Genomic DNA, 21403 nt, shown 5'->3' with positions numbered 1-21403 from the left:
CTCTGCCGTGAGACCCGGGGAATCGGGACGGCCGTACGCGCCTAGTTCTGTCGCCTACCGGACATCGCCGGCTTCAGCGTACCGAGGACATCCTCGGCCCTGGGCAGGTCGGCGCCCAGGCTGATGATGAACGAGGAGACCTCCTCGATGCTGAGCTGCGAGCGGATCACCTTCGATTCGTCCACCAGGATGGTGAAACCCGAGGTGGGGTTGGGCGAAGTCGGCACATACACGACCAGCATATTGTCCACCCGGTTGGTGATGTACGCCGGCACCCAGAGATCGGGGCGCGGGTATTCGATGAAGACAACGTCGGTGATCTTGTTTTCGTCACCGTCATGGAAGAGCTTCAGCAACTTCTGCGAAACCCGGTAGATCGAGCCGAGCAGGGGAATGCGGTTGATGACCTTTTCCAGGAAATACAGCACATAGGCCTTGTCCTGCTTGAGCAGATAGCCGACGTAGACCACCACAGCAACCGCACCGACGAACAGCAGCACCGGAATCAGGATGTTCTCGTAGCGGCCATAGATCCCGAGCACGGTATCCCGCAGCAAACCCTCGATGTAGAGGACGATCTGGACGATGATGACGATGGGCAGCAGCCCAAGCACGCCAATCAGGAAATACTCGAAGAATTTCTGTATCTGGCTCTTCATGCAGGGTCTCCAGGCGCATTGACAGGCAAGCGGGCATTCTACGAACCTAAGGCGGATTCTCAAGCGCCCCACGCACGCCGCGAACCGCTTACCTCACCCATTCCCTGACGAGACGCTCACGATGAACAACGTCCTGATGTACACCACGGCCCTCTGCCCCTACTGCGCGATGGCCGAGCGGCTGCTGCAATCCCGGGGCGTGACCCGGATCGAGAAACGCCGGGTGGACCTCGACCCGGCCCTGCGCGAGGAAATGCTCGCCCGCACCCGTCGCCGGACGGTGCCGCAAATCTTCATCGGCGATACCCATGTCGGGGGATTCGACGACCTGGCCCGGCTCGACCATGCCGGCAAGCTCATGGAGCTGCTGGAGGGCGCCACCCCGTCACCGGCCACCGGAGCCCTCAGTCCCTAACATCGACGACCTCGCCGCGGGCATCGAGCACGAACAGGCGGCTCTGGGTGGCGACCTTGCCCAGGACATTCTTCGAGCGAAAGGTGCAGCGCACCTGATAGCCACCCGACGCTGCCTGCACCTTGCCCCACTCGATGAATTCGATCGAATCCGGGTCATGCGTGCGGCGCTTCAGGTAGCGCTCGACCTGCTCCACCGACTGGTCCCAGGGACTGTTGAAGACGACCGGCTTGCCGCCTGGCGGCAGCGGGGGGGCCGGCCCCGCCACGGGCGCCTGGGCAGCCCGGCCTGCGCTCGCATTGCCGGTGTTGCCCGCAGCAGCAGCAGCGGCGGGCCTGCCGGTCCGGGGCGGTGCAGTCGACGTCCCCGCGGGCGGCGACTCGGTCCGGGGCACGGACTTGCCGGATGCGGATGCGGTCGTCGCCGCCGCGGAGTCCTTGGACGCAACCGGCGTCACGAACCTCTCGAACGCCGCCCATGCACTGCCGAGCACCTCCGACACACGGGCGCCGGATTCCACCGGTACGGTCTTGCCGGCCGACTCGCCCGGTCTGGGGGCGGGCGGCGCGGAACGCTCCCTGGCGCTGGCCGGGGGCTTGGCGGTCGCCGCCGGTTTGCCGGCGCGCTGGCCGGCTTCACCCTGCCCTTTCGCCGCGGCGGCCGGGGCAGGATCGCCGCCGCCCGGCGCCCGGTGCGGCAGAAACTTGCCGGCGGTGGCCACCAGCAGGAACAGCACGACCAGCGTGCCGCAGCCCAGATGCGGCCTCGGCGCTGTCGCGGCCGCCTCGTCCCGGACAGCCGGCCTCTGTGAACGTCCCGTCTCGGCCGGCGGCTTGCCCGCCATCAACCGCCGAGGCTCGCGAAGGCCAGCTTCAGGCGCTCCCGATCCAGCAGCTGTCGGTCCACCTTGAGGTAGGCGACGCCATCCTCCGCCACCACCACGGCTTCCGCCACGCCCGGCACCGCCAGGAGCCGCTGGCCCAGGGCCTCGGACTGCGCCGCGCCGATGCCCTCGACGTTGACCAGCAGGCTGCTCAGATGACGCGGCGCCTGCATGAAGGCCGCCACCGCCAGCCAGGCAAAGGCCACCACGGCTGCGTACACGAAGACCGCCGTTGCGCCGGTATGGCCATAGATCCAGCCGGCCCCGGCGCCGCCGGCGAAGGCGCCGAGGAATTGCGCGGTGGAGTAGACCCCCATGGCGGTGCCCTTGAGATCCGGCGGCGCGATCTTGGAAATCATCGACGGCAGGGTTGCCTCCAGCAGGTTGAAACCGGTGAAGAAGGCCGTCAGCAGGACAAACATGCCCCAGAAACTCTCGCCCAGTCCGATGAAACCCAGGTTCGCCAGGCCCACCAGCGCGACGAAAGCCAGGAAGACCGGCTTCATCCTGCGCTTCTTCTCGGCCAGGATCACGAACGGCACCATGCCCAGGATCGCGATCAGGAACACCGGCAGATAAAGATGCCAGTGGTCCTCGGTCGGCAGGTGCAGCCGGTCCTTGATGATCAGCGGCACCACGACGAAGGTGGCGGTCAGGATCAGGTGCAGGCAGAAAATGCCGAAATCCAGTCGCAGCAGTTCCGCGTCCCGCAGCACCCGCGCCAGCGAGGCCGAACGCAGCTGGGTGTCGCGGTGCGAGCGGCTGGCAGGCGGATTCGGCACCACCGCAAACAGGACCACCAGGCTCAGCGTGGCCAGGGCGGAGATCAGCCAGAACAGCCCCTGCAGCCCCATCCAGCGGGACAGTACCGGTCCCGCCACCATGGACACGGCGAAGGACATGCCGATGCTGATGCCGATCAGGGCCATGGCCTTGGTCCGGTGCTCCTCGCGCGTCAGATCGGCCGCCAGGGCCATGACCACGGCCGCCACGGCACCCGCGCCCTGCAGGGAACGGCCGGCGATGATGCCGAGAATCGAATCGGACAGGGCCGCGACCACGCTGCCCAGCACGAACAGCACCAGTCCGGCGGCGATCACCGGCTTGCGCCCATAGCGGTCGGACCAGAGTCCGAAGGGAATCTGGAACAGCGCCTGGGTCAGGCCATAGGCACTGATGGCCAGCCCCACCCGGAATGGCGTGGCATCGGGCAGATCCCGCGCCAGCACGGCGAAGACGGGCAGTATCAGGAACATCCCCAGCATGCGCAGCATGTAGATCGCCGCCAGCGAGAGACTCGCGCGCAGCTCCGCTCGCGTCATCGGGGTATCGAATTCGAGCACGGGGGTCACGATCGGAATTCCAGCATCAGAGTTGTGGGGAGATACAGGGGTTGCCCGGACCGGCGGCCGGCGCCCGGGCCTGCGCGGCCCCATCCGGCGGTGCGCATCAGACCTCGATGAGCACCTTCATGCCCACCGGCACCCGCTCGAACAGGTCCAGCATATCCGGACTGCGCAGGCGCACGCAGCCATGCGAGGCCGGGATGCCGGTCACACCGTGATCCGGACTGCCATGGATGTAGACATAGCGCCAGGTGGTATCGACGTCGCCATAGCGGTTGAAGCCGGGCTCCAGCCCGCCCAGCCACAGGATCCGCGTCAGGATCCAGTCGCGGCCGGGATGACGGGCTGCCAGCGCCTCACCGTAAAGCTCGCCGGTCGGCCGGCGGCCGCGGAAGACGGTGTTCAGTGGCTGACCCTCGCCGATGCGTGCCCGGACACGGTGCCAGCCCCGCGGCGTGCACTCGCTGCCGCGCCGCTCGCCCGGGCCGTTGCGCGCCGTGGAGACCGGCCAGCACCGCAGCGATCTCGCATCCATCATCCATTCGAGCGTCTGCCGGGACAGACTGACGCGCAGGTAGGATTCTCCGGCAGCCACCCCGGTCATCGTTCGAACACGGCGATCGACTCCACATGGGCGGTCTGCGGGAACATGTCCATGACGCCGGCGTGGACCAGCCGGTAACCGTAGCGATGCACCAGGAGACCCGCGTCGCGGGCCAGCGTGGCGGGATTGCAGGAGACGTAGACGATGCGGCGCGCGTCCCACTCCGGTACGCCCGCGAGCACGGCCTCCGCCCCCGCGCGCGAGGGGTCCAGCAGAATCCTGTCATAGCGGCCCGCGGCCCAGGGCTGGCCGGCGAACGGCTGGGTCAGATCGGCGACGTGAAACTCGACATTGCCGATGCCGTTGGCGGCCGCGTTCTCCCGTGCCCGGGCGACCGCCTCGGCCCCGCCCTCGACGCCGACCACATGCCCCGCGCGGGTCGCCAGCGGCAGGGTGAAATTGCCGATCCCACAGAAGAGATCGAGGACGCGCTCGTGCGGCTCCGGCGCCAGCAGCTCCATGACCCGGCTGACCATCCTGCGGTTGATCTCGAGGTTGACCTGGGTGAAGTCGGTCGGCTGGAAGCGGAAGGTGACGCCCTGTTCCGGCAGCGCATAGGTCAGCGGCGCCGGCGCGGCGGGATGCAGCGGTGCCACCGAGTCCGGCCCCTGCCGCTGGGTATAGATGTCGAACCCGGAACGCTCGCCGAACGCCACCAGGCACGCCCGGTCGGCCTCGCTCAGGTCCTCGAGGATACGGAACACCAAGGCCGCCCGGCCGTCGCCCACCGCCACCTCGATCTGCGGCACGCGGTCGCGAATGCCCAGCTCGCCGATCATGGCGGCGAGCTCCGGCAGGTGCTCGCCGATGGCGGGATGCAGCACCGGGCAGGTGTCGAGATCGGTAATGAAGGCGCTGGCCCGCTCGCGGAATCCGACCAGCACCTTGCCCTTCTTGGCCACATGCTTGACCCCGAGTCGCGCCTTGTGGCGATAGCCCCAGCTGGGCCCGGTCAGGGGCGGCAGCAGCGGTACCGACGCCAGCCTGGCGATGCGCTGAAACTGCTCGACCAGCAGTGCTTGCTTGTGGCGGATCTGCTCGCCGTCGGCGACATGCTGAAAGCTGCATCCGCCGCAGATGCCGAAACTGGGACAGCGCGGCGGTACCCGGCCGGGCGCCGCCACGTGCAGGCTTTCCAGCCGGCCCTCGGCATAATCGCGGCGGCTGTCGGTGTAGACGAAACTGACCTCCTCGCCCGGCAGCGCGCCGTCGACGAAGACCGGCTTGCCGTCCACGCGGGCGATGCCGCGGCCGTCGTGGGTCAGGGACTCGATGGCGACCCGGACCGGCTCGCTCGGCAAGCTGCGTTTCCTGCGGGGATGGGCCATCGTCGCGGGTCAGGCCGGAAAGACGCCGGTGGAAAGGTAACGGTCGCCGCGGTCGCAGACGATGACCACGATGACGGCCTCGCGCACCTCGGCAGAGAGCTGCAGCGCCGCCGCAACGGCGCCACCGGAGGAAATGCCGGCAAAGATCCCCTCTTCGACCGCCAGCCGGCGGGTCATGTCCTCGGCCACCGCCTGATCCAGGTCGATGATGCGGTCGATGCGGCTGAAGTCGCAGATTTTCGGCAGGTACTCGGGCGGCCAGCGGCGGATGCCGGGGATGCGCGACGCCCCGGCCGGCTGCACCCCGACGATCTGTACGGCGGGGTTCCGCTCCCTGAGGTAGGCCGACGTGCCCATGATGGTGCCGGTGGTGCCCATGGCGCTGACGAAATGCGTCACGCGCCCCTGGGTGTCGCGCCAGATTTCGGGACCGGTACCCTCGTAATGGGCGCGCGGATTGTCCGGATTCGAGAACTGGTCGAGGATGCGGCCTTCGCCCCGGGCCTCCATGGCGCGCGCCACATCGATGGCGGCCTCCATGCTGCCCTCGGCCGGCGTCAGGATGAGCTCGGCACCATAGGCCTTCATCGAGGCGCGCCGCTCGACACTCATGTTTTCCGGCATGACCAGGGTCATGCGATACCCCATCAGCGCCGCCGCCATCGCCAGGGCAATGCCGGTGTTGCCGCTGGTGGCCTCGATCAGGCGGTCGCCCGGGCGGATATCACCCCGCCGCTCGGCATGCTCGATCATGCTCAGCGCCGCGCGATCCTTGACCGAACCCGCCGGATTGTCGCCCTCCAGCTTGGCCAGGATCAGGTTGGAGGTCGCACCGGGCAACCGCTGCAGGCAAACCAGGGGCGTATTGCCGACGCATTGCTTGAGGGTCTGGAAGGCCGGGGCGGTCTGCATCGGGGACGGCTATACCTGAGCGTAACAGTCAACTTAACGGTAGAATCGCGGCGATTCTATCACCGGACAACCAGGCCCATGAACACGCCGGAGCTGCTCTCGCCCGCCGGAACCCTGAAAAACATGCGCTACGCCTTCGCCTACGGGGCCGATGCCGTCTACGCCGGGCTGCCGCGCTACAGCCTGCGCGTGCGTAATAACGACTTCCTGGAGCAGAACCTGGCGCTGGGCATCGCCGAGGCGCACCGCCTGGGCAAGGCCTTCTTCCTGGCCACCAACGTGCTGCCCCACAACCGCAAGGTCCGTACCTTCATCCGCGATCTCGCGCCCATCGTCGCGATGGGCCCGGATGCCCTGATCATGGCCGATCCCGGTCTGATCCTGCTGGCGCGGGAGGCCTGGCCGGACATGCCCATCCATCTCTCGGTGCAGGCCAACACCGTCAACCATGCTGCCGTGCGCTTCTGGCAGCAGATCGGCATCCGCCGCATCATCCTCTCGCGCGAACTGTCGCTGGAGGAAATCGCCGAGATCCGCCAGGAATGCCCGGACATGGAGCTGGAAGTCTTCGTCCATGGCGCGCTCTGCATCGCCTATTCCGGCCGCTGCCTGCTGTCCGGCTATTTCAATCGCCGCGATCCCAACCAGGGCACCTGCACCAATGCCTGCCGCTGGAAATACGACCTGCAGCCCGCCACCGAGACCGCCGAGGGCGACTACCTGCCCGGCCAGCTGCGGCTGTCGCTCGACGACCTGAACGGCACGCTGGCGGATTGCGGCGACCAGACCCGCCACCCCCTGGCCGATGCCGTGTACTTCCTCGAGGAAGAGAACCGCCCGGGCGAGCTGATGCCGGTGATGGAGGACGAGCATGGCACCTACATCATGAACTCGAAGGATCTCCGCGCCATCGAGCATGTGCACAGGCTGGTGGCGATCGGTGTCGACAGCCTGAAGATCGAGGGGCGCACCAAGTCCTTCTATTACGTCGCCCGCACCGCCCAGCTCTACCGGCAGGCCATCGACGACGCGGTGGCGGGACGGCCGTTCGATCCGTCCCTGCTGGGCAAGCTCGAGAACCTCGCCCAGCGCGGCTACACCGACGGCTTCTACCAGCGTCACCGCACCGAGGAGTACCAGAACTACCTGCAGGGCCATTCCACCAGCCATCGGCAGCAGTTCGTCGGCGAGATCACCGGCTTCGATCCCGCCAGCGGCGAGGCCTGTGTCGAGGTCAAGAACAAGTTCGCCGTCGGCGACCGGCTCGAGCTGATCCTGCCCGAGGGAAACCGCGACATCGTGCTTGAACGCATGGCCGACAGGCATGGCGCCAGCCTCGCCGAGGCACCGGGCAGCGGCTGGGAAGTACGCATCCCCCTGCCGATCGGGCAAAATGGCGAACGCGGCCTGCTGGCCCGCTACCTCTGAGCCTGAACCATCGACGCTCCCGGCTGTCGCAGGCGCTTCCCGGGGAAATCCCGACGAACCCAACCGAGACATGCCCATGACATTCAAGACAGCGGATCTTTGCGACCGGTTCGGCGACCGGCATCACCTGCAGATCGGCGAGCCCATCTTCAAGAGCTTCGGCGGCCACAGCGCTTTCTGCGGACAGGTCACCACCCTGAAGGTCTTCGAGGACAACGTGCTGATCCGGGCGACGCTGGAGGAGAAGGTCACCGGGCGGGTCCTGGTCATCGACGGCGGTGGCTCGCACCGCTGCGCCCTACTCGGCGGCAACCTTTCGCGGCTGGCCTGCGACAATGGCTGGGTGGGCATCATTGTCTACGGCTGCGTCCGCGACTCGGTCGAACTCAGCCAGCTGCCCATCGGCATCCGCGCCCTGCACAGCCACCCGCTGAAGAGCCACAAACGGGGCAACGGCGACCGCGACAAGCTGATCAGCTTCGCCGGCATCAACTTCCGCAGCGACTACCACGTCTACGTGGACGAGGACGGCATCGTGGTCTGCGAACAGCCGCTGGTGTGAACATGGGCAACCGGCTCACCCGCATCTACACACGCACCGGCGACGCCGGCACCACCGGCCTCGCCGACGGTTCGCGGCTCCGCAAGGACGCGCTGCGCATCCACCTGCTGGGCGAACTCGACGAACTGAACTGCCACCTCGGCGTTCTGCTGACCCAGCCCCTGCCGGGACCGCTGGCCGCGTGTCTCGGTGAAATCCAGCAGCTGCTGTTCGATCTGGGCGGCGATCTCAGCATCCCCGGCCGCCGCACGGTCGAAGACCGGCATGTCCAGTGGCTGGAACAATGGCTGGACCATTGCAACGCCCAGTTGCCCCCGCTGCGGGAATTCGTGCTGCCCGGCGGCAATCCGGCGGCGGCGCAATGCCACCTCGCGCGGACGGTCTGCCGGCGGGCCGAGCGCACGGCCGTGGCCATGGCGGCCGGCGAGGATCCGGGTCCGGCCACGCTCGCCTTCCTCAACCGCCTGTCGGATCTGCTGTTCGTCGTCTGCCGGGTACTGGCGCGCCAGCACGGCGGGCAGGAAGTGCTCTGGCAACCGGGGCGGCAGGCGCCGGAAGCCGCATTGATTCCCGGGCCGGCGCATGACAGAATTTCCCAGTAATTCACTCAGAGAAATCACGCCCATGGACATACTGCTCTCCAACCCTCGCGGATTCTGCGCCGGCGTCGATCGCGCGATCGAGATCGTCGACCGTGCCATCGAGGTTTTCGGCGCCCCCATCTACGTGCGGCACGAGGTGGTCCATAACCGCTATGTGGTGGACGGGCTGCGCGATCGCGGCGCGGTGTTCGTGGAGGAGCTGTCCGAGGTGCCGGAAAATTCCACCGTGATCTTCAGCGCCCACGGCGTGTCCAAGACCATCCAGGAGGAAGCCAGACAGCGCGGCCTGCAGGTCTTCGACGCCACCTGCCCGCTGGTCACCAAGGTGCACATCGAGGTCCATCATCACGCCAGCCAGGGCCGCGAGATCGTCTTCATCGGCCATGCCGGCCATCCGGAGGTGGAGGGCACCATGGGCCAGTACGACAACCCGGCCGGCGGCATCTACCTGGTCGAGTCGCCCGAGGATGTCGCAACGCTGACCGTCAAGAACCCGGACAACCTGGCCTGGGTCACCCAGACCACCCTGTCCATCGACGATACCCAGGCCGTCGTCGATGCCCTCAAGACCCGGTTCCCGAACATCTGCGGACCGAAGAAGGACGATATCTGCTATGCCACGCAGAATCGCCAGGACGCGGTCAAGAAACTGGCCGACCAGTGCGATGTGATCCTGGTGGTCGGCTCGCCCAACAGTTCCAACTCCAACCGCCTGCGCGAGATCGCCGAGAAGCTCGGCTGCGCGTCGTACCTGATCGACGACGCCCGGCATGTCGAGAAGTCCTGGGTCGAGAATGCCCGTTGCGTGGGCATCACCGCCGGTGCCTCGGCCCCCGAGGTACTGGTTACCGAGGTCATCAACCGGCTCAAGGAATGGGGTGCCAGGACCGCCGTCGAATCCCGCGGCATCGAGGAGAAGGTGGTCTTCTCGCTGCCCAAGGAACTGCGCAAGTCCGCCTGATCCCCCTCGCCGAACCGGGGGGACGCTATCCGTCCCTCGGCTCCGCGCCCAGGAACCGCCGCGGGCTGAAGCCCAGGTCCTGCTGGGCATCATGATTGTCGAAATACATATCATGGTTGATGCGGGTGGCCATCTCCGGGTTCAGATGACCGAAGCGCGGCACCAGCGCCACCAGCTGAATGACTGTCTTGAGCAGTGACAGGGGGATGTCGACCAGCCGGCAGCGCACGCCGATGGCTGTCGCCGTCCGCACCACCATGTCCCGGTAGGTCAGGATTTCCCCGCCGCTGAGGTTGTAGGCCTTGCCGAAGCTGCGCGGGTTGTCGATGGCCGCCAGCGTGGCCCTAGCGAGATCCTCCGCATGCACCGGCTGCCGCAGGCCGGACGATCCATTGACCAAGGGGAAGAAACCGAACCGGCGCAGAAATTCCGCGATGGTGGTGACGTTCTTGTCGCGCCCCAGATGGTAGACGAGGGTCGGGCGGAACACGGTCCAGGCGATCCCATGCGCCGCGGAAAAATCGGCGATCCGCTCTTCCGCCGCCCGCAACCCCGCGGACAGCTGCCGTTCCTTCTCCAGGGCGGAGTCGACCTTGGTGAAGACGCTGGTCGAGCCGAAGCCGATGATGCGGCGCGGACAACTGTCGCCCAGGGCCTCCATCAGCGGCGGCAGGGTCGCCAGGGGCGCCAGGTGAATCAGGACATCGAAGCCGGGCCCCCGTTCCGGACGGGCGCGGGCGATATCCAGATGATGCCAGTGGATGCCCGCCTTGCGGCCATAGTCCGGCGGATTGCGGCTCAGGGCATGTACCTCGAAGCCGGCATTGGCCAGCAGCGGGAGCAGATAGTCGCCGATCAGGCTGGTCGCGCCGGTCACCATCACCCGCCGGCGGTCGCCCGGGGATAGGGCCACCGGATAGGGCGCGCACTGCCGCGCCACCTGGCTGGCCAGCACCTGTGGATGCCGTCGCGGCTTCACGCCCAGCCAGCCCAGCCCATGCACCGCCAGGCGCCAGGCAAACCGGGTAAGGATGGCGGGCGCCAGCACCACGCTCATCAGCAGATAATGGCTGTCCTGGAAAAACTTCCGGTAGAACCGCGCCATGCCGAGATGCTTGTGATACTCGACGCGCATGGGCCGGGTGGAGGAGCAGACACCGCCGACGTGCAGGATCTCGACCTGCGGCACGAAGACGATCTGCCAGCCCTGCCGCTGGAAGCGCAGGCACCAGTCGAGATCCTCGAAGTGCATGAAGTACCCCTCGTCCATGGGCCCGACCGTCTCGATGGCCGCCCGCCGTACCATCATGAAGGCGCCGGAAATGGCCTCCACCGGCGCGGGTCCGGCGGGCAGGGGCTGATTAGTGAGCAGATAGCTGCGGAAACGTGAATCCCGTGTCTGGAACCGGTCGAGCCCGGTGACCTGGACGAAGGTGCGCCAGGGCGTCGGGATGCTGCGCCGGCAGCCGGGCTGCTCACTGCCATCCGGGTTGCGGATCAGGCAGCCGGCCATGCCGATCGCCGGATCCTGCGCGAACACCGCCAGCATGCTGGCCAGGGTGTCGGGCGCCACAAGACAGTCGGGGTTCAGGAACAGGACGTAGCCATGCCGCGAGCGGGCCAGGGCGCGGTTGTTGGCCCGGGCAAAGCCGAGATTGGCGGGACTTTCCAGAATCGTGAGGCGCGCGTCGCCGCCGCCGGCCAGGCGCAGCTCGATCAGGCTGGTGTCGGTCGAGGCATTGTCCGCCACCAGAACCTCGACCGGCACCGTGGAGGCCAGCACCGAGCGCACGCATTCGGCCAGCAGCGGTCCGCCGTTGAAATTGACGATGATGACGGATACGGCTGGCTGCACGGCGTCCCCCAGCAACCGCGCTCAGGCGACCGTGCGCGCGCGCAGGCGTTCGGCGGCCCTCTGATGGATGCCGCCGAAACTGCCGTTGCTCATGAACAGGATGTGATCGCCGGCGGTGGCTGTCGCCAGCAACCAGTCGACGATCGCCTCGAGCGAATCGCAGACGCTGGCATGCGGATGACCGGACAATGCCCGGGCCACATCCCAGCCGAGGTCGGGAGCCTGATAGAGACAGGCCAGATCGGCGCTCGCCAGCGAACCGCCCAGGGCATCCGCGTGCACGCCCATGCGCATGGTGTTGGAGCGCGGCTCGAGGACGGCGATGATGCGCGCCCGACCCACCCGTGCCCGCAGGCCCTCCAAGGTACTGGCAATGGCGGTCGGGTGATGGGCGAAGTCGTCATAAAGCGTGATGCCGTCGATCTCGGCCTTGACCTCCAGCCGCCGCCTGACGTTCCTGAACTTGCACAGGGCTTCCGCGCTGCGCTCAGGAAACAGGCCGACGTGGTGGGCCGCGGCGATGGCCGCGAGACCGTTGTGGACATTGTGCAAGCCACTCAGGCCCCAGTCGACGATGCCGGCCGGCTGGCCGTCGTGGATGACCTGGAAGCGGCTGCCGTCGGCGGCGAGGAGATGGTAGGCCCAGGTGGCCGGCTGGCCGGAATGCTCCCGGGTGGTGTGCTCGACCGGTGTCCAGCTGCCCAGCTGCAGCACCTCGTCCAGCGCCGGTTCCCAGTTCGGAGCGATGATCAGCCCATGACCGGGGACGGTCCTGACCAGGTGATGGAACTGCCGCTGGATGGCGGCCAGATCCGGAAAAATGTCGGCGTGATCGAATTCCAGGTTGTTGAGGATGGCGGTACGGGGCCGGTAGTGGACGAACTTGGAGCGCTTGTCGAAGAAGGCCGTGTCGTACTCGTCGGCCTCCACCACGAAGTACCGCCCCCCGCCCCGGCGGGCGGAGATGCCGAAATTGAGCGGAACGCCGCCGATCAGGAAGCCGGGCTCCAGCCCCCCCTGCTCGAGTATCCAGGCCAGCATGCTGCTGGTGGTGGTCTTGCCGTGGGTACCCGCCACCGCCAGCACCCAGGACGAGCGCAGCACCTGGTCGTAGAGCCATTCCGGCCCCGAGACGTAGGGCAGGCCGGCATTCATCACTGCCTCCATCTCCGAATTGCCGCGGGAGATGGCGTTGCCCACCACCACCAGGTCGGGGCGACGATCCAGGTTGCTGGCGGCATAGCCGGACATCAGCGCGATGCCCTGCTCCTCCAGCTGCGTGCTCATGGGCGGATAGACATTCTGGTCGGACCCCGTGACCTCGTGGCCCAGCTGGCGGGCCAGGATGGCCAGCCCGCCCATGAATGTGCCGCAAATCCCCAGGATGTGGACGTGCATCGATAGTGACTCCGCGATCGGTTTGATTGAACTGGCCGGCCGGCCCGCTGTCCGGCCAGGCGATATTCCACCGGTCTACGCCGGTGGAAGCTTGTGGTTAAATGCGCGTCCCTGAAAAATTCGTTGTGCCGTTCCGATCCGCATGCACATCCAGCCCACGATCCAGATCGAAAGCCAGATCCAGTACCTGGAATCCGAATCCGACCCCTCGGCCAGTCGTTACGTCTTCGCCTACACCATCACCATTCGCAACCGGGGAACGGAGGCGGCGCGGCTGCTGTCCCGGCACTGGGTGATCACCGATGCCGACGGCAAGGCGCAGGAGGTGCGCGGCGCCGGGGTGATCGGCGAAACGCCGCGCATCGCGCCGGGCGGAGCCTTCCGCTACACCAGCGCCACCCAGATCGCGACCCCGGTCGGCAGCATGGGCGGGGAATACCTGATGCGCACCGACGGCGGCGACCTGTTCGAGGCGCCGATCCCCCCGTTCACGCTGGCCATCCCCCGCATCCTGCACTGACCGCGCATGGCCATCTACGCCATCGGCGATGTCCAGGGCTGCCACGACGAACTCGTCGCGCTGCTGGAGCGGCTGGATTTCGATCCGTCCCGGGATCAGGCCTGGCTGGTCGGCGATCTCGTCAACCGCGGCCCGAAGTCGCTGGAGACCCTGCGCACCCTGCGCTCGCTGGGCGAGGCGACCGTATGCGTGCTGGGCAACCACGACCTGCACCTGCTGGCGGTCGCGGCGGGCGTCACGCGCACCAAGCACCGCGACACCTTCGCCGATGTCCTCGGCGCGCCGGACCGGGACGAACTGCTGGACTGGCTGCGGCGGCGGCCCCTGCTGCATCACGGCGAGGGATTCTACCTGATTCACGCCGGCCTGCCTCCCCAATGGAGCGTGGCACAGGCGGCGGCCCTGGCGCGGGAAGCCGAAGCGGTCCTCCAGGGTGACAGCCCCGGCGAATTCCTCTGGCACATGTACGGCGACGAGCCGGACCGCTGGGACGAGGGGCTCGGCGACTGGGAGCGCCTCCGCTTCATCACCAACTGCCTGACCCGGCTGCGCTACTGTACCCTGGATGGGCGCGTGGACTTCCGCCAGAAAGGCCGACCCGGCACCCAGCCGGCGGGACTGGTGCCCTGGTTCGCGGTACCGGACCGGCGCAGCGCCGGCGCCCGGATCGTCTTCGGGCACTGGTCCACGCTGGGCTATCACGTCCGCGATGGCGTCTGCTGCCTAGATACCGGCTGCCTCTGGGGCGGGGAACTCACCGCGTTGCGGCTGGATGGCGAACGCCGCGAGCGCATCGCCGTACCGAACCGGCAGGGACGCTACCAGACTCCGGCACGCGCATGAGCACCCTGACCCGGCGCCTGCCGCTGCTGCTGTTCCTGGCCGGACTCGCACTGCTGGTGTACCGGATACTCGGGCCGCTGCTGGAACCGCTGCTGTGGGCGGTCATCCTGGCCTACGCAACCTGGCCGGCCTACCGGCACCTTCTCGCCCTGCTCGGCCGCCGCAATACCCTGGCGGCGCTGGTCATGGTCAGCCTGCTGGGCATCGCGGTGCTGCTGCCCCTGGCCGGCCTGACCACGGTCATCCAGCGCGAGATGACCAGCGTCATCCACCAGCTGCCGCTGTGGCTGGAGCAGCGCAGCGTGCTGCAGGAACAGCTGGCGCGCATCCCCTATGTCGGCGACGAACTGAGCCAGCATGTCGAGCAATGGGCCGACGTCGGCGAGCTGATCCGGCAACAGCTGCTGCCGCAGGTACGCGGGCTGAGCCGGCGCTTGCTGGACGTGCTCGGCAATGCCGGACTCCTGGCCGGCCAATGGTCGCTCAGCCTGTTCCTGATGTTCTTCCTCTACCGTGACGGCGAGAGCCTGACCGCGGAGGTCCGCCACGGCCTGCGCCTGGGTCTGGGCGCGCGGGCCGACAACTATCTCGACATCGCCCAGCGGACCTCGCGGGCCGTGCTGTACGGCATCGTCCTCACGGCCATCGTCCAGGGCAGCGTCGCCGGCCTCGGTTACTGGGGCGTCCGGCTGCCCAGCCCGGCCCTGCTGACCCTGCTGACCATCGTCATGGCCCTGATCCCATTCGGCGCCGTGGTGGTATGGGTGCTCTGCTGCCTGTGGCTGTTCTTCCAGGGCGAGACCTGGCGCGCCCTGGCCCTGCTGGCCTGGGGTTCGCTGATCGTCAGCTGGGTCGACAACCTGGTGCGGCCGCTGGTCATCAGCCAGGCCACCCGCATCCCGTTCGCCCTGGTCGTGCTGGGCATCATCGGCGGCCTGCTCGGCTATGGTTTCCTGGGCCTGTTCCTGGGGCCCGTGATCCTCGCCATTGCCCATGCCGCCTGGGAGGAATGGCTGAGGACCCGCCACGCGCCAGCGGCCTAATCCTCCCGCGCCGGCGACTCACGCCGGCCAGGACGACAGCTTCCGCTCGAGATCGTCCAGCACGGCCCTGAGCTGCTCCCGCAGCCAGCGGTGTGCGGGGTCCGCCGTCATCTCCCGGTGCCAGACCAGATGGCAGCGGATCGGCGGCACGTCGATTGGCAGCCGGTAATAGCGGACGCCATGGATTTCCCGGAACCGCTCGGCCAGCCGGCGATGCGTGATCACCAGCAGGTCGGTCCGGCCAACGGCGTGGATGAACGCCAGCGGGGTCGGGATTTCAAGCACCGTGCGCTCCCGAATCTCGTCGAGAAAGTTGTTCAACGCAGCCTCGTGGGCCCGGTGCAGTAGATTGAAGGAGCAGACGAAGCGCTCCTTCAGGCAGGCCTCCAGGGTCGGCATCGAACGGATGCGCGGATGGTCGGCCCGCACCATGATGACCAGTTCGTCCTCGGCAAAAACCGGCTGTTCCAGCTGCGGATCCTCGAAACGGGCATGACACAGGGCCAGATCCAGCCGATGCTCGCGCAGCAGCGCGGGAACCCCCGCCTCCGGGTCGATGCTGCGCACCTTGAGCCGGGCATGCGGCGCCTCGGCCTGCATGCGCTCGTACAGGAGCGGACCATAGAGCAGCCCGGAACTGGACGAAACGCCGACCACGAAGGGGCGGTGACAGCCGGCCGGGTCGAAGGCCAGCCTTTCGACCAGCACCCCGCGAATGCCGTCCAGCGCCCGGTGCAGGTCCTCGTAGAGCCGCTCGGCCCGGGGCGTCGGCACCAGCCCCCGGGTACGCCCGCGAAACAGCGGATCGTCGAACAGATGCCGCAGGCGGGCCAGGGCATTGCTGACGGCGGGCTGGGTCATGCCCAGGCGCTCGGATGCCCTGACCTGGCTGCGCTCCTGATAGACAGCCTCGAAAACGGTCAGGAGGTTCAGATCGATGCCGCGCAGGTTCACGAGAGTCTCGCCGGAAAAGGGGGATGATCGGCGCCAGGCCGCCGCAAGATCCATCTTATGATTTTGTCATTGGACCCGGACAGGTTTCCGCACTACCGTGCGGCGGGTCGGCGGCCTGCTCCCAGCGGGGCAACAGCCGTCCGCAGCATCGCACGCACACCCTGTCCAACCCCGCAAGGAGGTCCCCATGCACACCCATCGCGGCACCTGGCCCCTGCTGGCCCTGATCCTGGCTGCCGGAACGGCGGAAGCCTACACCGTCGAGCAGGGCACCCTGCGCGACGGCAACAGCCAGCCGCTCACGCTGCGCGGCGTCAACTGGTTCGGCTTTGAAACCTCCGACCACGTCGTCCACGGCCTGTGGGCCCGCAACTGGAAGGACATGATCGCCCAGATCAAGGCCGCCGGCTTCAACGCCGTGCGCATTCCGGTCTGCCCCGGCACCCTGGCCGGCAGCCGGGTGAGCAGCGTCAACACGACGCTGAACCCGGACCTGGCCGGCCGGACCTCGCTGGAGGTGCTCGACAGGGTGCTGGGCGAATTCGACCGCCAGGGGTTGCACATACTGCTCGACCATCACCGCCTGGACTGCAACGGCGGCATCAGCGAGCTCTGGTACGACCCCGGCCATGGCGAGCAGGACTGGATCGACGATCTGGTCTTCATGGCGCGGCGCTACCGGAATCTGCCCCATTTCCTGGGCATTGACCTGAAGAACGAGCCTCACGGCACCGCCACCTGGGGCCTGGGCCGTCCCGCCACGGACTGGAATTCCGCCGCCGAAAGGGCGGCCCGGGCGGTGCTGGAAGCCGCGCCGGACATCCTGATCTTCGTCGAAGGCATCCAGGACAACCCGTCGTGCAGTGGCCCCGTCCCCCACTGGTGGGGTGGCAACCTAGAACCCCTGGCCTGTCACCCGCTGGCGATACCGGCCAACCGGCTGGTCCTGTCCCCGCATGTCTACGGACCGGACGTGTACGACCAGCCCTATTTCAACGCCACCGACTTCCCGCGCAACCTGCCCGCCATCTGGGATGCCCATTTCGGGCGTTTCCGGGCCACCGGCCATGTCATCGCCATCGGCGAGGCCGGCGGCCGCTATGGCCATGGCGGCAATCCCGGGGACAAGACCTGGCAGGATGCCTTCATCGCCTATCTCGGCCAGCGCGACATCCGGCACCTCTTCTACTGGGCCTGGAACCCCAACAGCGGCGATACCGGCGGCATCCTCCAGGACGACTGGAAGACGGTCTGGCAGGACAAGCTCGACCTGCTCGGCCGGCTCTGGGGTGCGGCCCCGCCACCACCGGGTCCGGCCTGCGCCGACGGGCAGGACAACGATGGCGACGGCTTGGTGGACCACCCGGCCGATCCCGGCTGTACCACACCTGGCGACAGCGACGAAAACGATCCGCCGCCTCCGCCGGCGGCCTGCCAGGACGGCCGCGACAACGATGGCGACGGCCGCGTCGACCACCCCGCCGACCCCGGCTGCGCATCGCCCACCGATACCGACGAATACAATCCGCCGCCCCCGCCGACGGAGCTGGAACTGCCGGCCCGCATCAGCCTCGGCTCGGACTGGGGCAGCGGCTACTGCGCTGACGGCAGCGTTACCAACACCAGCCACGACACCGTGATCTGGCGCGCCAGCTTCCCGTTCCAGGGCCGCATCAGCCAGCTCTGGAATGCCCGCTACCAGCAGCAGGACGGCGACCGGTTAACGGTGGCCGGCCTGGACTGGAACCGGCAACTGGCGCCGGGCGCCTCGGCCAGCTTCGGCTTCTGCGCCGAACGCCCGCCCTCGAAGCCTGCCTGTCGCGACGGGCGCGACAACGACGGCGACGGCAAGACCGATTACCCGGGCGATCCAGGCTGTTCGGACAGCGATGATGGCGACGAAACCGATCCCGGCGGGACCGCGCTCGACACCCGGCTGCTGATCCGCTCCGACTCGGGGCGGGGCTACTGTGCCGATGTGGAGGTCAGGAACGGCAGCGGCCAACCCGTCGAATGGCAGGTCCGGCTGACGATCGCGGGACGCATCGCCAACCTCTGGAATGCCATCTGGACGCAAACCGGCAGCACCCTGAGCGCCCGGGGCCTCGACTGGAATCGCCAGGTGCCCGCCAACGGCAAGGTCGGTTTCGGGTTCTGTGCCGACCGCTGATGGCGGGCGCAGGCGACCGCTGTCCCACCCCGGTGGCAAATGCCACCGGGGTGGCCACTCTCAGGCCGGCAGATCGGCCTTTTCCGCCGTCGCGGCATACGCCGGCAACTGGTCGAAGTTCATGTAGCGATAGGTAGCGTCCGCCTGCCTGTCGAGGTTGGCCAGATAGGCGCTGTACTCGGCAAGGGTGGGAATGCGACCCAGCACCGAGCAGACCGAAGCCAGTTCCGCCGAGGCCAGGTACACGTTCGCGCCCGCGCCCATGCGATTGGGGAAGTTGCGGGTGGACGTGGAAACCACCGTGGCATTGTCCGCCGTGCGCGCCTGGTTGCCCATGCACAGCGAGCAGCCCGGCACCTCGGTACGGGCGCCGGCCTTGCCGTAGATGCCGTAATAGCCCTCCTCGGTCAGTTCCATCTGGTCCATGCGCGTCGGCGGCACCACCCACAGCCGCCCCGGCACCTGTTTCCCGAACTGGTCGAGAATTTTCCCCGCCGCCCGGAAATGGCTAATGTTGGTCATGCAGGACCCCAGGAACACCTCGTCGATCTTGACCCCGGCCACCTCGGACAGTGGCTTGACGTCGTCCGGATCATTGGGGCAGCACAGCAAGGGCTCGCTGATCTGGTCGAGATCGATCTCGATGACCTCGGCATACTCCGCATCGGCGTCCGGCGCCATCAGCAGGGGATTGGCCAGCCAGTCCTCCATGGCCCGGATGCGCCGCGCGAGCGTGCGCGCATCGCCGTAACCCTCGGCGATCATCCACTTCAGGAGGACGATGTTGGAGCGCAGGTACTCGGTCACCGGCTCGGGATTGAGCCGCACGGTGCAGGCAGCGGCGGAACGCTCGGCCGAGGCGTCGGCCAGCTCGAAGGCCTGCTCGATCTTGAGATCGGGCAGGCCCTCGATCTCCAGGATGCGACCATTGAACACATTTTTCTTGCCCTTCTTTTCCACTGTCAGCAGCCCGCGCTGGAGCGCCGCGTAGGGAATCGCATGCACCAGGTCACGCAGCGTGATGCCAGGCTGCATCCTGCCCGTGAAGCGCACCAGCACCGATTCCGGCATGTCCAGCGGCATCACCCCGGTGGCGGCGGCGAAGGCCACCAGCCCTGAGCCGGCCGGGAACGAGATGCCGATGGGGAAGCGGGTATGCGAATCGCCGCCGGTGCCGACGGTGTCGGGCAACAGCATGCGGTTGAGCCAGGAATGGATGATGCCGTCGCCCGGCCGCAGCGAGACGCCACCGCGGTTCATGATGAAGTCCGGCAGGCTGTGGTGCACCTTCACGTCCACCGGCTTCGGATAGGCCGCCGTGTGGCAGAACGACTGCATGACCAGGTCGGCGGAAAAACCCAGGCAGGCCAGATCCTTGAGCTCGTCGCGGGTCATGGGGCCGGTGGTGTCCTGGGAGCCGACGGTGGTCATGTGCGGCTCGCAGTAGGTGCCGGGACGGACCCCCGCCACGCCGCAGGCCTGGCCGACCATCTTCTGCGCCAGGGTGTAGCCCTTGCCGCTGTCCGCCCGCGCCTGCGGGCGGCGGAAGACGCCGGACACGCCCAGGCCCAGCACCTGCCGGGCACGGTCGGTCAGTCCCCGGCCGATGATCAGCGGAATGCGGCCGCCGGCCTGGACCTCGTCGAGGAGGATGTCGTTCTTCAGGGCGAAGGTCGTGACGATCTCGCCGGAATCGTGGCGAACGATGCAGCCCGCGTAGGGAAGAATGTCGATCACATCGCCGCTATTCAGGCCGGACACATCGCACTCGATCGGCAGCGCCCCCGAGTCCTCCATGGTGTTGAAGAAGATCGGCGCGATCTTGCCGCCGATGCAGACGCCGCCATCGCGCTTGTTGGGCACGTGCGGAATGTCGTTGCCGATGTACCAGAGCACCGAGTTGGTGGCCGACTTGCGCGAGGAGCCGGTCCCGACCACATCGCCGACGAAGGCGACCGGAAAGCCCTTCCGCTTGAGCTCGGCGATCTGCTGCGGCGCATGGCTCACGCCTTCGCGCGGCAGCTTGAGCATGGCCTGGGCATGCAGCGGGATGTCGGGGCGCGACCAGGCATCCTGGGCCGGGGACAGGTCGTCGGTGTTGATCTCGCCCGGCACCTTGAACACGGTGACGGTGATCGTCTCGGGAACTGCCGGGCGGCTGGTGAACCAGTCCGCCGCCGCCCAGGATTCCAGCACCGCCCGGGCCTGGGCATTGCCCTGCCCGGCCTTCTCCTGGACATCGTGGAAGGCATCGAAGATCAGCAGCGTGTGCGAGAGGGCGCGGACGGCGGCCGGCGCCAGCTGCGGATGGTCGAGCAGCTCGATCAGCGGCGCCACGTTGTAGCCGCCCAGCATGGTACCCAGAAGCTCCACGGCACGCTCGGGCGCAAGGATCGGCGAGTGCGCCTCGCCCCGGGCGATGGCGGCCAGGAAGCCGGCCTTCACATAGGCCGCCTCGTCGACGCCGGCCGGCACGCGATCGGCCAGCAGTTCGAGCAGAAACGCCGCCTCGCCGGCGGGTGGGTTCTTGATCAGCTCGACCAGCGCGCTGGTCCATTCCGCGCTCAGGGGCTGCGGCACCAGCCCCTGCTCCGCCCGTTCCGCCGCATGTTTCCGATACGCTTCAAGCATGTTGATAACCTGACTGATGGTAAAAGCCGGGGCCCGATACGGGCCGATGAGGGTTATGGGCTATTTTAACCGCTGCCCTGGCCGATTCCGCTTGCAGGATGGACGCCAAGGCTGGCGGACGGAGCGGAACGCCCCCGAGCGGGCGGCGACTGGCCGGCACGATCAGGGATGCCCGCACAAACGGGGCAACACCCGGAACCCTGAGGTCCGGGACGCGCCGCCGCGACGCGGCGATCGCTGAAATCGGCCCTTGACCGGCTTGAACCACTTCAGGGCAGCGCGTGCCAGC

Annotated in this window: 19 protein-coding genes; 9 read left to right on the top strand and 10 right to left on the bottom strand. The window is 67.7% G+C overall.

Translation table 11 applies throughout. From position 1 onward, the window contains the following. Window positions 1–41: 41 nt before the first annotated feature. Window positions 42–659, bottom strand: coding sequence for a DUF502 domain-containing protein (locus ACYQ1H_RS07780; protein WP_460027479.1), 618 nt, complete (start codon window positions 657–659; stop codon window positions 42–44). A gap of 121 nt (window positions 660–780) precedes the next feature. Between ACYQ1H_RS07780 and grxC the strand changes: the two genes are divergently transcribed. Next, window positions 781–1074: a glutaredoxin 3 gene (gene grxC / locus ACYQ1H_RS07775; protein WP_460027478.1), complete on the top strand. Its 294-nt coding sequence runs from the start codon at window positions 781–783 to the stop codon at window positions 1072–1074. Here the strand turns inward: grxC and ACYQ1H_RS07770 are convergent. The 5 genes from ACYQ1H_RS07770 to cysM all read right to left on the bottom strand — a co-directional run bounded on the left by ACYQ1H_RS07770 (window position 1064) and on the right by cysM (window position 6147). Beyond that, window positions 1064–1918, bottom strand: a complete 855-nt coding sequence (locus ACYQ1H_RS07770; protein ID WP_460027477.1) for a hypothetical protein — start codon at window positions 1916–1918, stop codon at window positions 1064–1066. The two genes, grxC and ACYQ1H_RS07770, sit on opposite strands and share 11 nt — an antisense overlap. After that, a complete protein-coding gene (locus ACYQ1H_RS07765; protein ID WP_460027476.1) occupies window positions 1918–3309 on the bottom strand; it encodes an MFS transporter in 1392 nt (463 codons plus the stop codon). Before ACYQ1H_RS07765 ends, ACYQ1H_RS07770 begins: the two co-directional genes overlap by 1 nt. A 97-nt stretch (window positions 3310–3406) precedes the next feature. Beyond that, a complete protein-coding gene (locus ACYQ1H_RS07760; protein ID WP_460027475.1) occupies window positions 3407–3907 on the bottom strand; it encodes a L,D-transpeptidase family protein in 501 nt (166 codons plus the stop codon). Further along, a complete protein-coding gene (rlmD, locus tag ACYQ1H_RS07755; RefSeq protein WP_460027474.1) occupies window positions 3904–5235 on the bottom strand; it encodes a 23S rRNA (uracil(1939)-C(5))-methyltransferase RlmD in 1332 nt (443 codons plus the stop codon). The genes ACYQ1H_RS07760 and rlmD overlap by 4 nt, the downstream gene beginning before the upstream one ends. A gap of 9 nt (window positions 5236–5244) precedes the next feature. Next, window positions 5245–6147, bottom strand: coding sequence for a cysteine synthase CysM (cysM, locus tag ACYQ1H_RS07750; RefSeq protein WP_460027473.1), 903 nt, complete (start codon window positions 6145–6147; stop codon window positions 5245–5247). 78 nt (window positions 6148–6225) lie between these two features. Here cysM and trhP point away from each other — a divergent pair, with 78 nt between their 5' ends. From trhP to ispH, 4 genes are all read left to right on the top strand, one after another. Further along, window positions 6226–7575, top strand: coding sequence for a prephenate-dependent tRNA uridine(34) hydroxylase TrhP (gene trhP / locus ACYQ1H_RS07745; RefSeq protein ID WP_460027472.1), 1350 nt, complete (start codon window positions 6226–6228; stop codon window positions 7573–7575). Between the two features lie 76 nt (window positions 7576–7651). Next, complete coding sequence (gene rraA, locus ACYQ1H_RS07740) at window positions 7652–8137, top strand: ribonuclease E activity regulator RraA (RefSeq protein WP_460027471.1); 486 nt, start codon at window positions 7652–7654, stop codon at window positions 8135–8137. A gap of 2 nt (window positions 8138–8139) precedes the next feature. After that, window positions 8140–8739 carry a cob(I)yrinic acid a,c-diamide adenosyltransferase gene (locus tag ACYQ1H_RS07735; RefSeq protein WP_460027470.1) on the top strand — a complete coding sequence of 200 codons (600 nt, stop codon included), beginning with the start codon at window positions 8140–8142 and terminating at the stop codon, window positions 8737–8739. A gap of 22 nt (window positions 8740–8761) precedes the next feature. Further along, on the top strand, window positions 8762–9700 hold the full coding sequence (ispH, locus tag ACYQ1H_RS07730) for a 4-hydroxy-3-methylbut-2-enyl diphosphate reductase (RefSeq protein ID WP_460027469.1): 939 nt from the start codon (window positions 8762–8764) through the stop codon (window positions 9698–9700). 25 nt (window positions 9701–9725) lie between these two features. Here ispH and ACYQ1H_RS07725 read toward each other — a convergent pair whose 3' ends face one another. Further along, window positions 9726–11570, bottom strand: coding sequence for a glycosyltransferase (locus ACYQ1H_RS07725; protein WP_460027468.1), 1845 nt, complete (start codon window positions 11568–11570; stop codon window positions 9726–9728). Window positions 11571–11576: 6 nt separating this feature from the next. Continuing rightward, window positions 11577–12953, bottom strand: a complete 1377-nt coding sequence (gene mpl / locus ACYQ1H_RS07720; RefSeq protein WP_460027467.1) for a UDP-N-acetylmuramate:L-alanyl-gamma-D-glutamyl-meso-diaminopimelate ligase — start codon at window positions 12951–12953, stop codon at window positions 11577–11579. Between the two features lie 142 nt (window positions 12954–13095). On the opposite strand from mpl, the gene apaG reads away from it, so the two are divergent. From apaG to ACYQ1H_RS07705, 3 genes are read left to right on the top strand one after another with little or no spacing between them, the layout of a single operon-like run. Beyond that, complete coding sequence (apaG, locus tag ACYQ1H_RS07715) at window positions 13096–13473, top strand: Co2+/Mg2+ efflux protein ApaG (protein ID WP_460027466.1); 378 nt, start codon at window positions 13096–13098, stop codon at window positions 13471–13473. Between the two features lie 6 nt (window positions 13474–13479). Then, window positions 13480–14316 carry a symmetrical bis(5'-nucleosyl)-tetraphosphatase gene (locus ACYQ1H_RS07710; protein WP_460027465.1) on the top strand — a complete coding sequence of 279 codons (837 nt, stop codon included), beginning with the start codon at window positions 13480–13482 and terminating at the stop codon, window positions 14314–14316. Further along, a complete protein-coding gene (locus ACYQ1H_RS07705; protein ID WP_460027464.1) occupies window positions 14313–15359 on the top strand; it encodes an AI-2E family transporter in 1047 nt (348 codons plus the stop codon). Before ACYQ1H_RS07710 ends, ACYQ1H_RS07705 begins: the two co-directional genes overlap by 4 nt. Window positions 15360–15377: 18 nt before the next feature. On the opposite strand, the gene ACYQ1H_RS07700 is transcribed toward ACYQ1H_RS07705, so the two are convergent. Further along, the gene (locus tag ACYQ1H_RS07700; protein WP_460027463.1) at window positions 15378–16313 is read right to left on the bottom strand and encodes a LysR substrate-binding domain-containing protein; all 936 of its coding nucleotides are present in this window, start codon (window positions 16311–16313) and stop codon (window positions 15378–15380) included. A gap of 187 nt (window positions 16314–16500) precedes the next feature. On the opposite strand from ACYQ1H_RS07700, the gene ACYQ1H_RS07695 reads away from it, so the two are divergent. Beyond that, complete coding sequence (locus ACYQ1H_RS07695; protein WP_460027462.1) at window positions 16501–18483, top strand: cellulase family glycosylhydrolase; 1983 nt, start codon at window positions 16501–16503, stop codon at window positions 18481–18483. Between the two features lie 60 nt (window positions 18484–18543). Here ACYQ1H_RS07695 and acnB read toward each other — a convergent pair whose 3' ends face one another. Beyond that, the gene (gene acnB, locus ACYQ1H_RS07690) at window positions 18544–21114 is read right to left on the bottom strand and encodes a bifunctional aconitate hydratase 2/2-methylisocitrate dehydratase (RefSeq protein ID WP_460027461.1); all 2571 of its coding nucleotides are present in this window, start codon (window positions 21112–21114) and stop codon (window positions 18544–18546) included. Window positions 21115–21403 lie beyond the last annotated feature (289 nt).

Source organism: Methyloparacoccus murrellii (genome assembly GCF_054657115.1).
Note: the sequence above shows the minus strand (reverse complement) of the source record. Positions and strands in the feature narration are given on the sequence as shown.

Bases quoted from the DNA above. Each gene is read 5' to 3' on its own strand.
- cysM (WP_460027473.1), bottom strand. From the start codon at position 6,147: ATGCAGACCGCCCCGGCCTTCCAGACCCTCAAGCAATGCGTCGGCAAT.
- rraA (WP_460027471.1), top strand. From the start codon at position 7,652: ATGACATTCAAGACAGCGGATCTTTGCGACCGGTTCGGCGACCGGCAT.
- apaG (WP_460027466.1), top strand. From the start codon at position 13,096: ATGCACATCCAGCCCACGATCCAGATCGAAAGCCAGATCCAGTACCTG.
- mpl (WP_460027467.1), bottom strand. From the start codon at position 12,953: ATGCACGTCCACATCCTGGGGATTTGCGGCACATTCATGGGCGGGCTG.
- ACYQ1H_RS07710 (WP_460027465.1), top strand. From the start codon at position 13,480: ATGGCCATCTACGCCATCGGCGATGTCCAGGGCTGCCACGACGAACTC.
- ACYQ1H_RS07695 (WP_460027462.1), top strand. From the start codon at position 16,501: ATGCACACCCATCGCGGCACCTGGCCCCTGCTGGCCCTGATCCTGGCT.
- ACYQ1H_RS07705 (WP_460027464.1), top strand. From the start codon at position 14,313: ATGAGCACCCTGACCCGGCGCCTGCCGCTGCTGCTGTTCCTGGCCGGA.
- ACYQ1H_RS07770 (WP_460027477.1), bottom strand. From the start codon at position 1,918: ATGGCGGGCAAGCCGCCGGCCGAGACGGGACGTTCACAGAGGCCGGCT.
- ACYQ1H_RS07735 (WP_460027470.1), top strand. From the start codon at position 8,140: ATGGGCAACCGGCTCACCCGCATCTACACACGCACCGGCGACGCCGGC.
- rlmD (WP_460027474.1), bottom strand. From the start codon at position 5,235: ATGGCCCATCCCCGCAGGAAACGCAGCTTGCCGAGCGAGCCGGTCCGG.
- ACYQ1H_RS07760 (WP_460027475.1), bottom strand. From the start codon at position 3,907: ATGACCGGGGTGGCTGCCGGAGAATCCTACCTGCGCGTCAGTCTGTCC.
- grxC (WP_460027478.1), top strand. From the start codon at position 781: ATGAACAACGTCCTGATGTACACCACGGCCCTCTGCCCCTACTGCGCG.
- ACYQ1H_RS07780 (WP_460027479.1), bottom strand. From the start codon at position 659: ATGAAGAGCCAGATACAGAAATTCTTCGAGTATTTCCTGATTGGCGTG.
- trhP (WP_460027472.1), top strand. From the start codon at position 6,226: ATGAACACGCCGGAGCTGCTCTCGCCCGCCGGAACCCTGAAAAACATG.
- acnB (WP_460027461.1), bottom strand. From the start codon at position 21,114: ATGCTTGAAGCGTATCGGAAACATGCGGCGGAACGGGCGGAGCAGGGG.
- ispH (WP_460027469.1), top strand. From the start codon at position 8,762: ATGGACATACTGCTCTCCAACCCTCGCGGATTCTGCGCCGGCGTCGAT.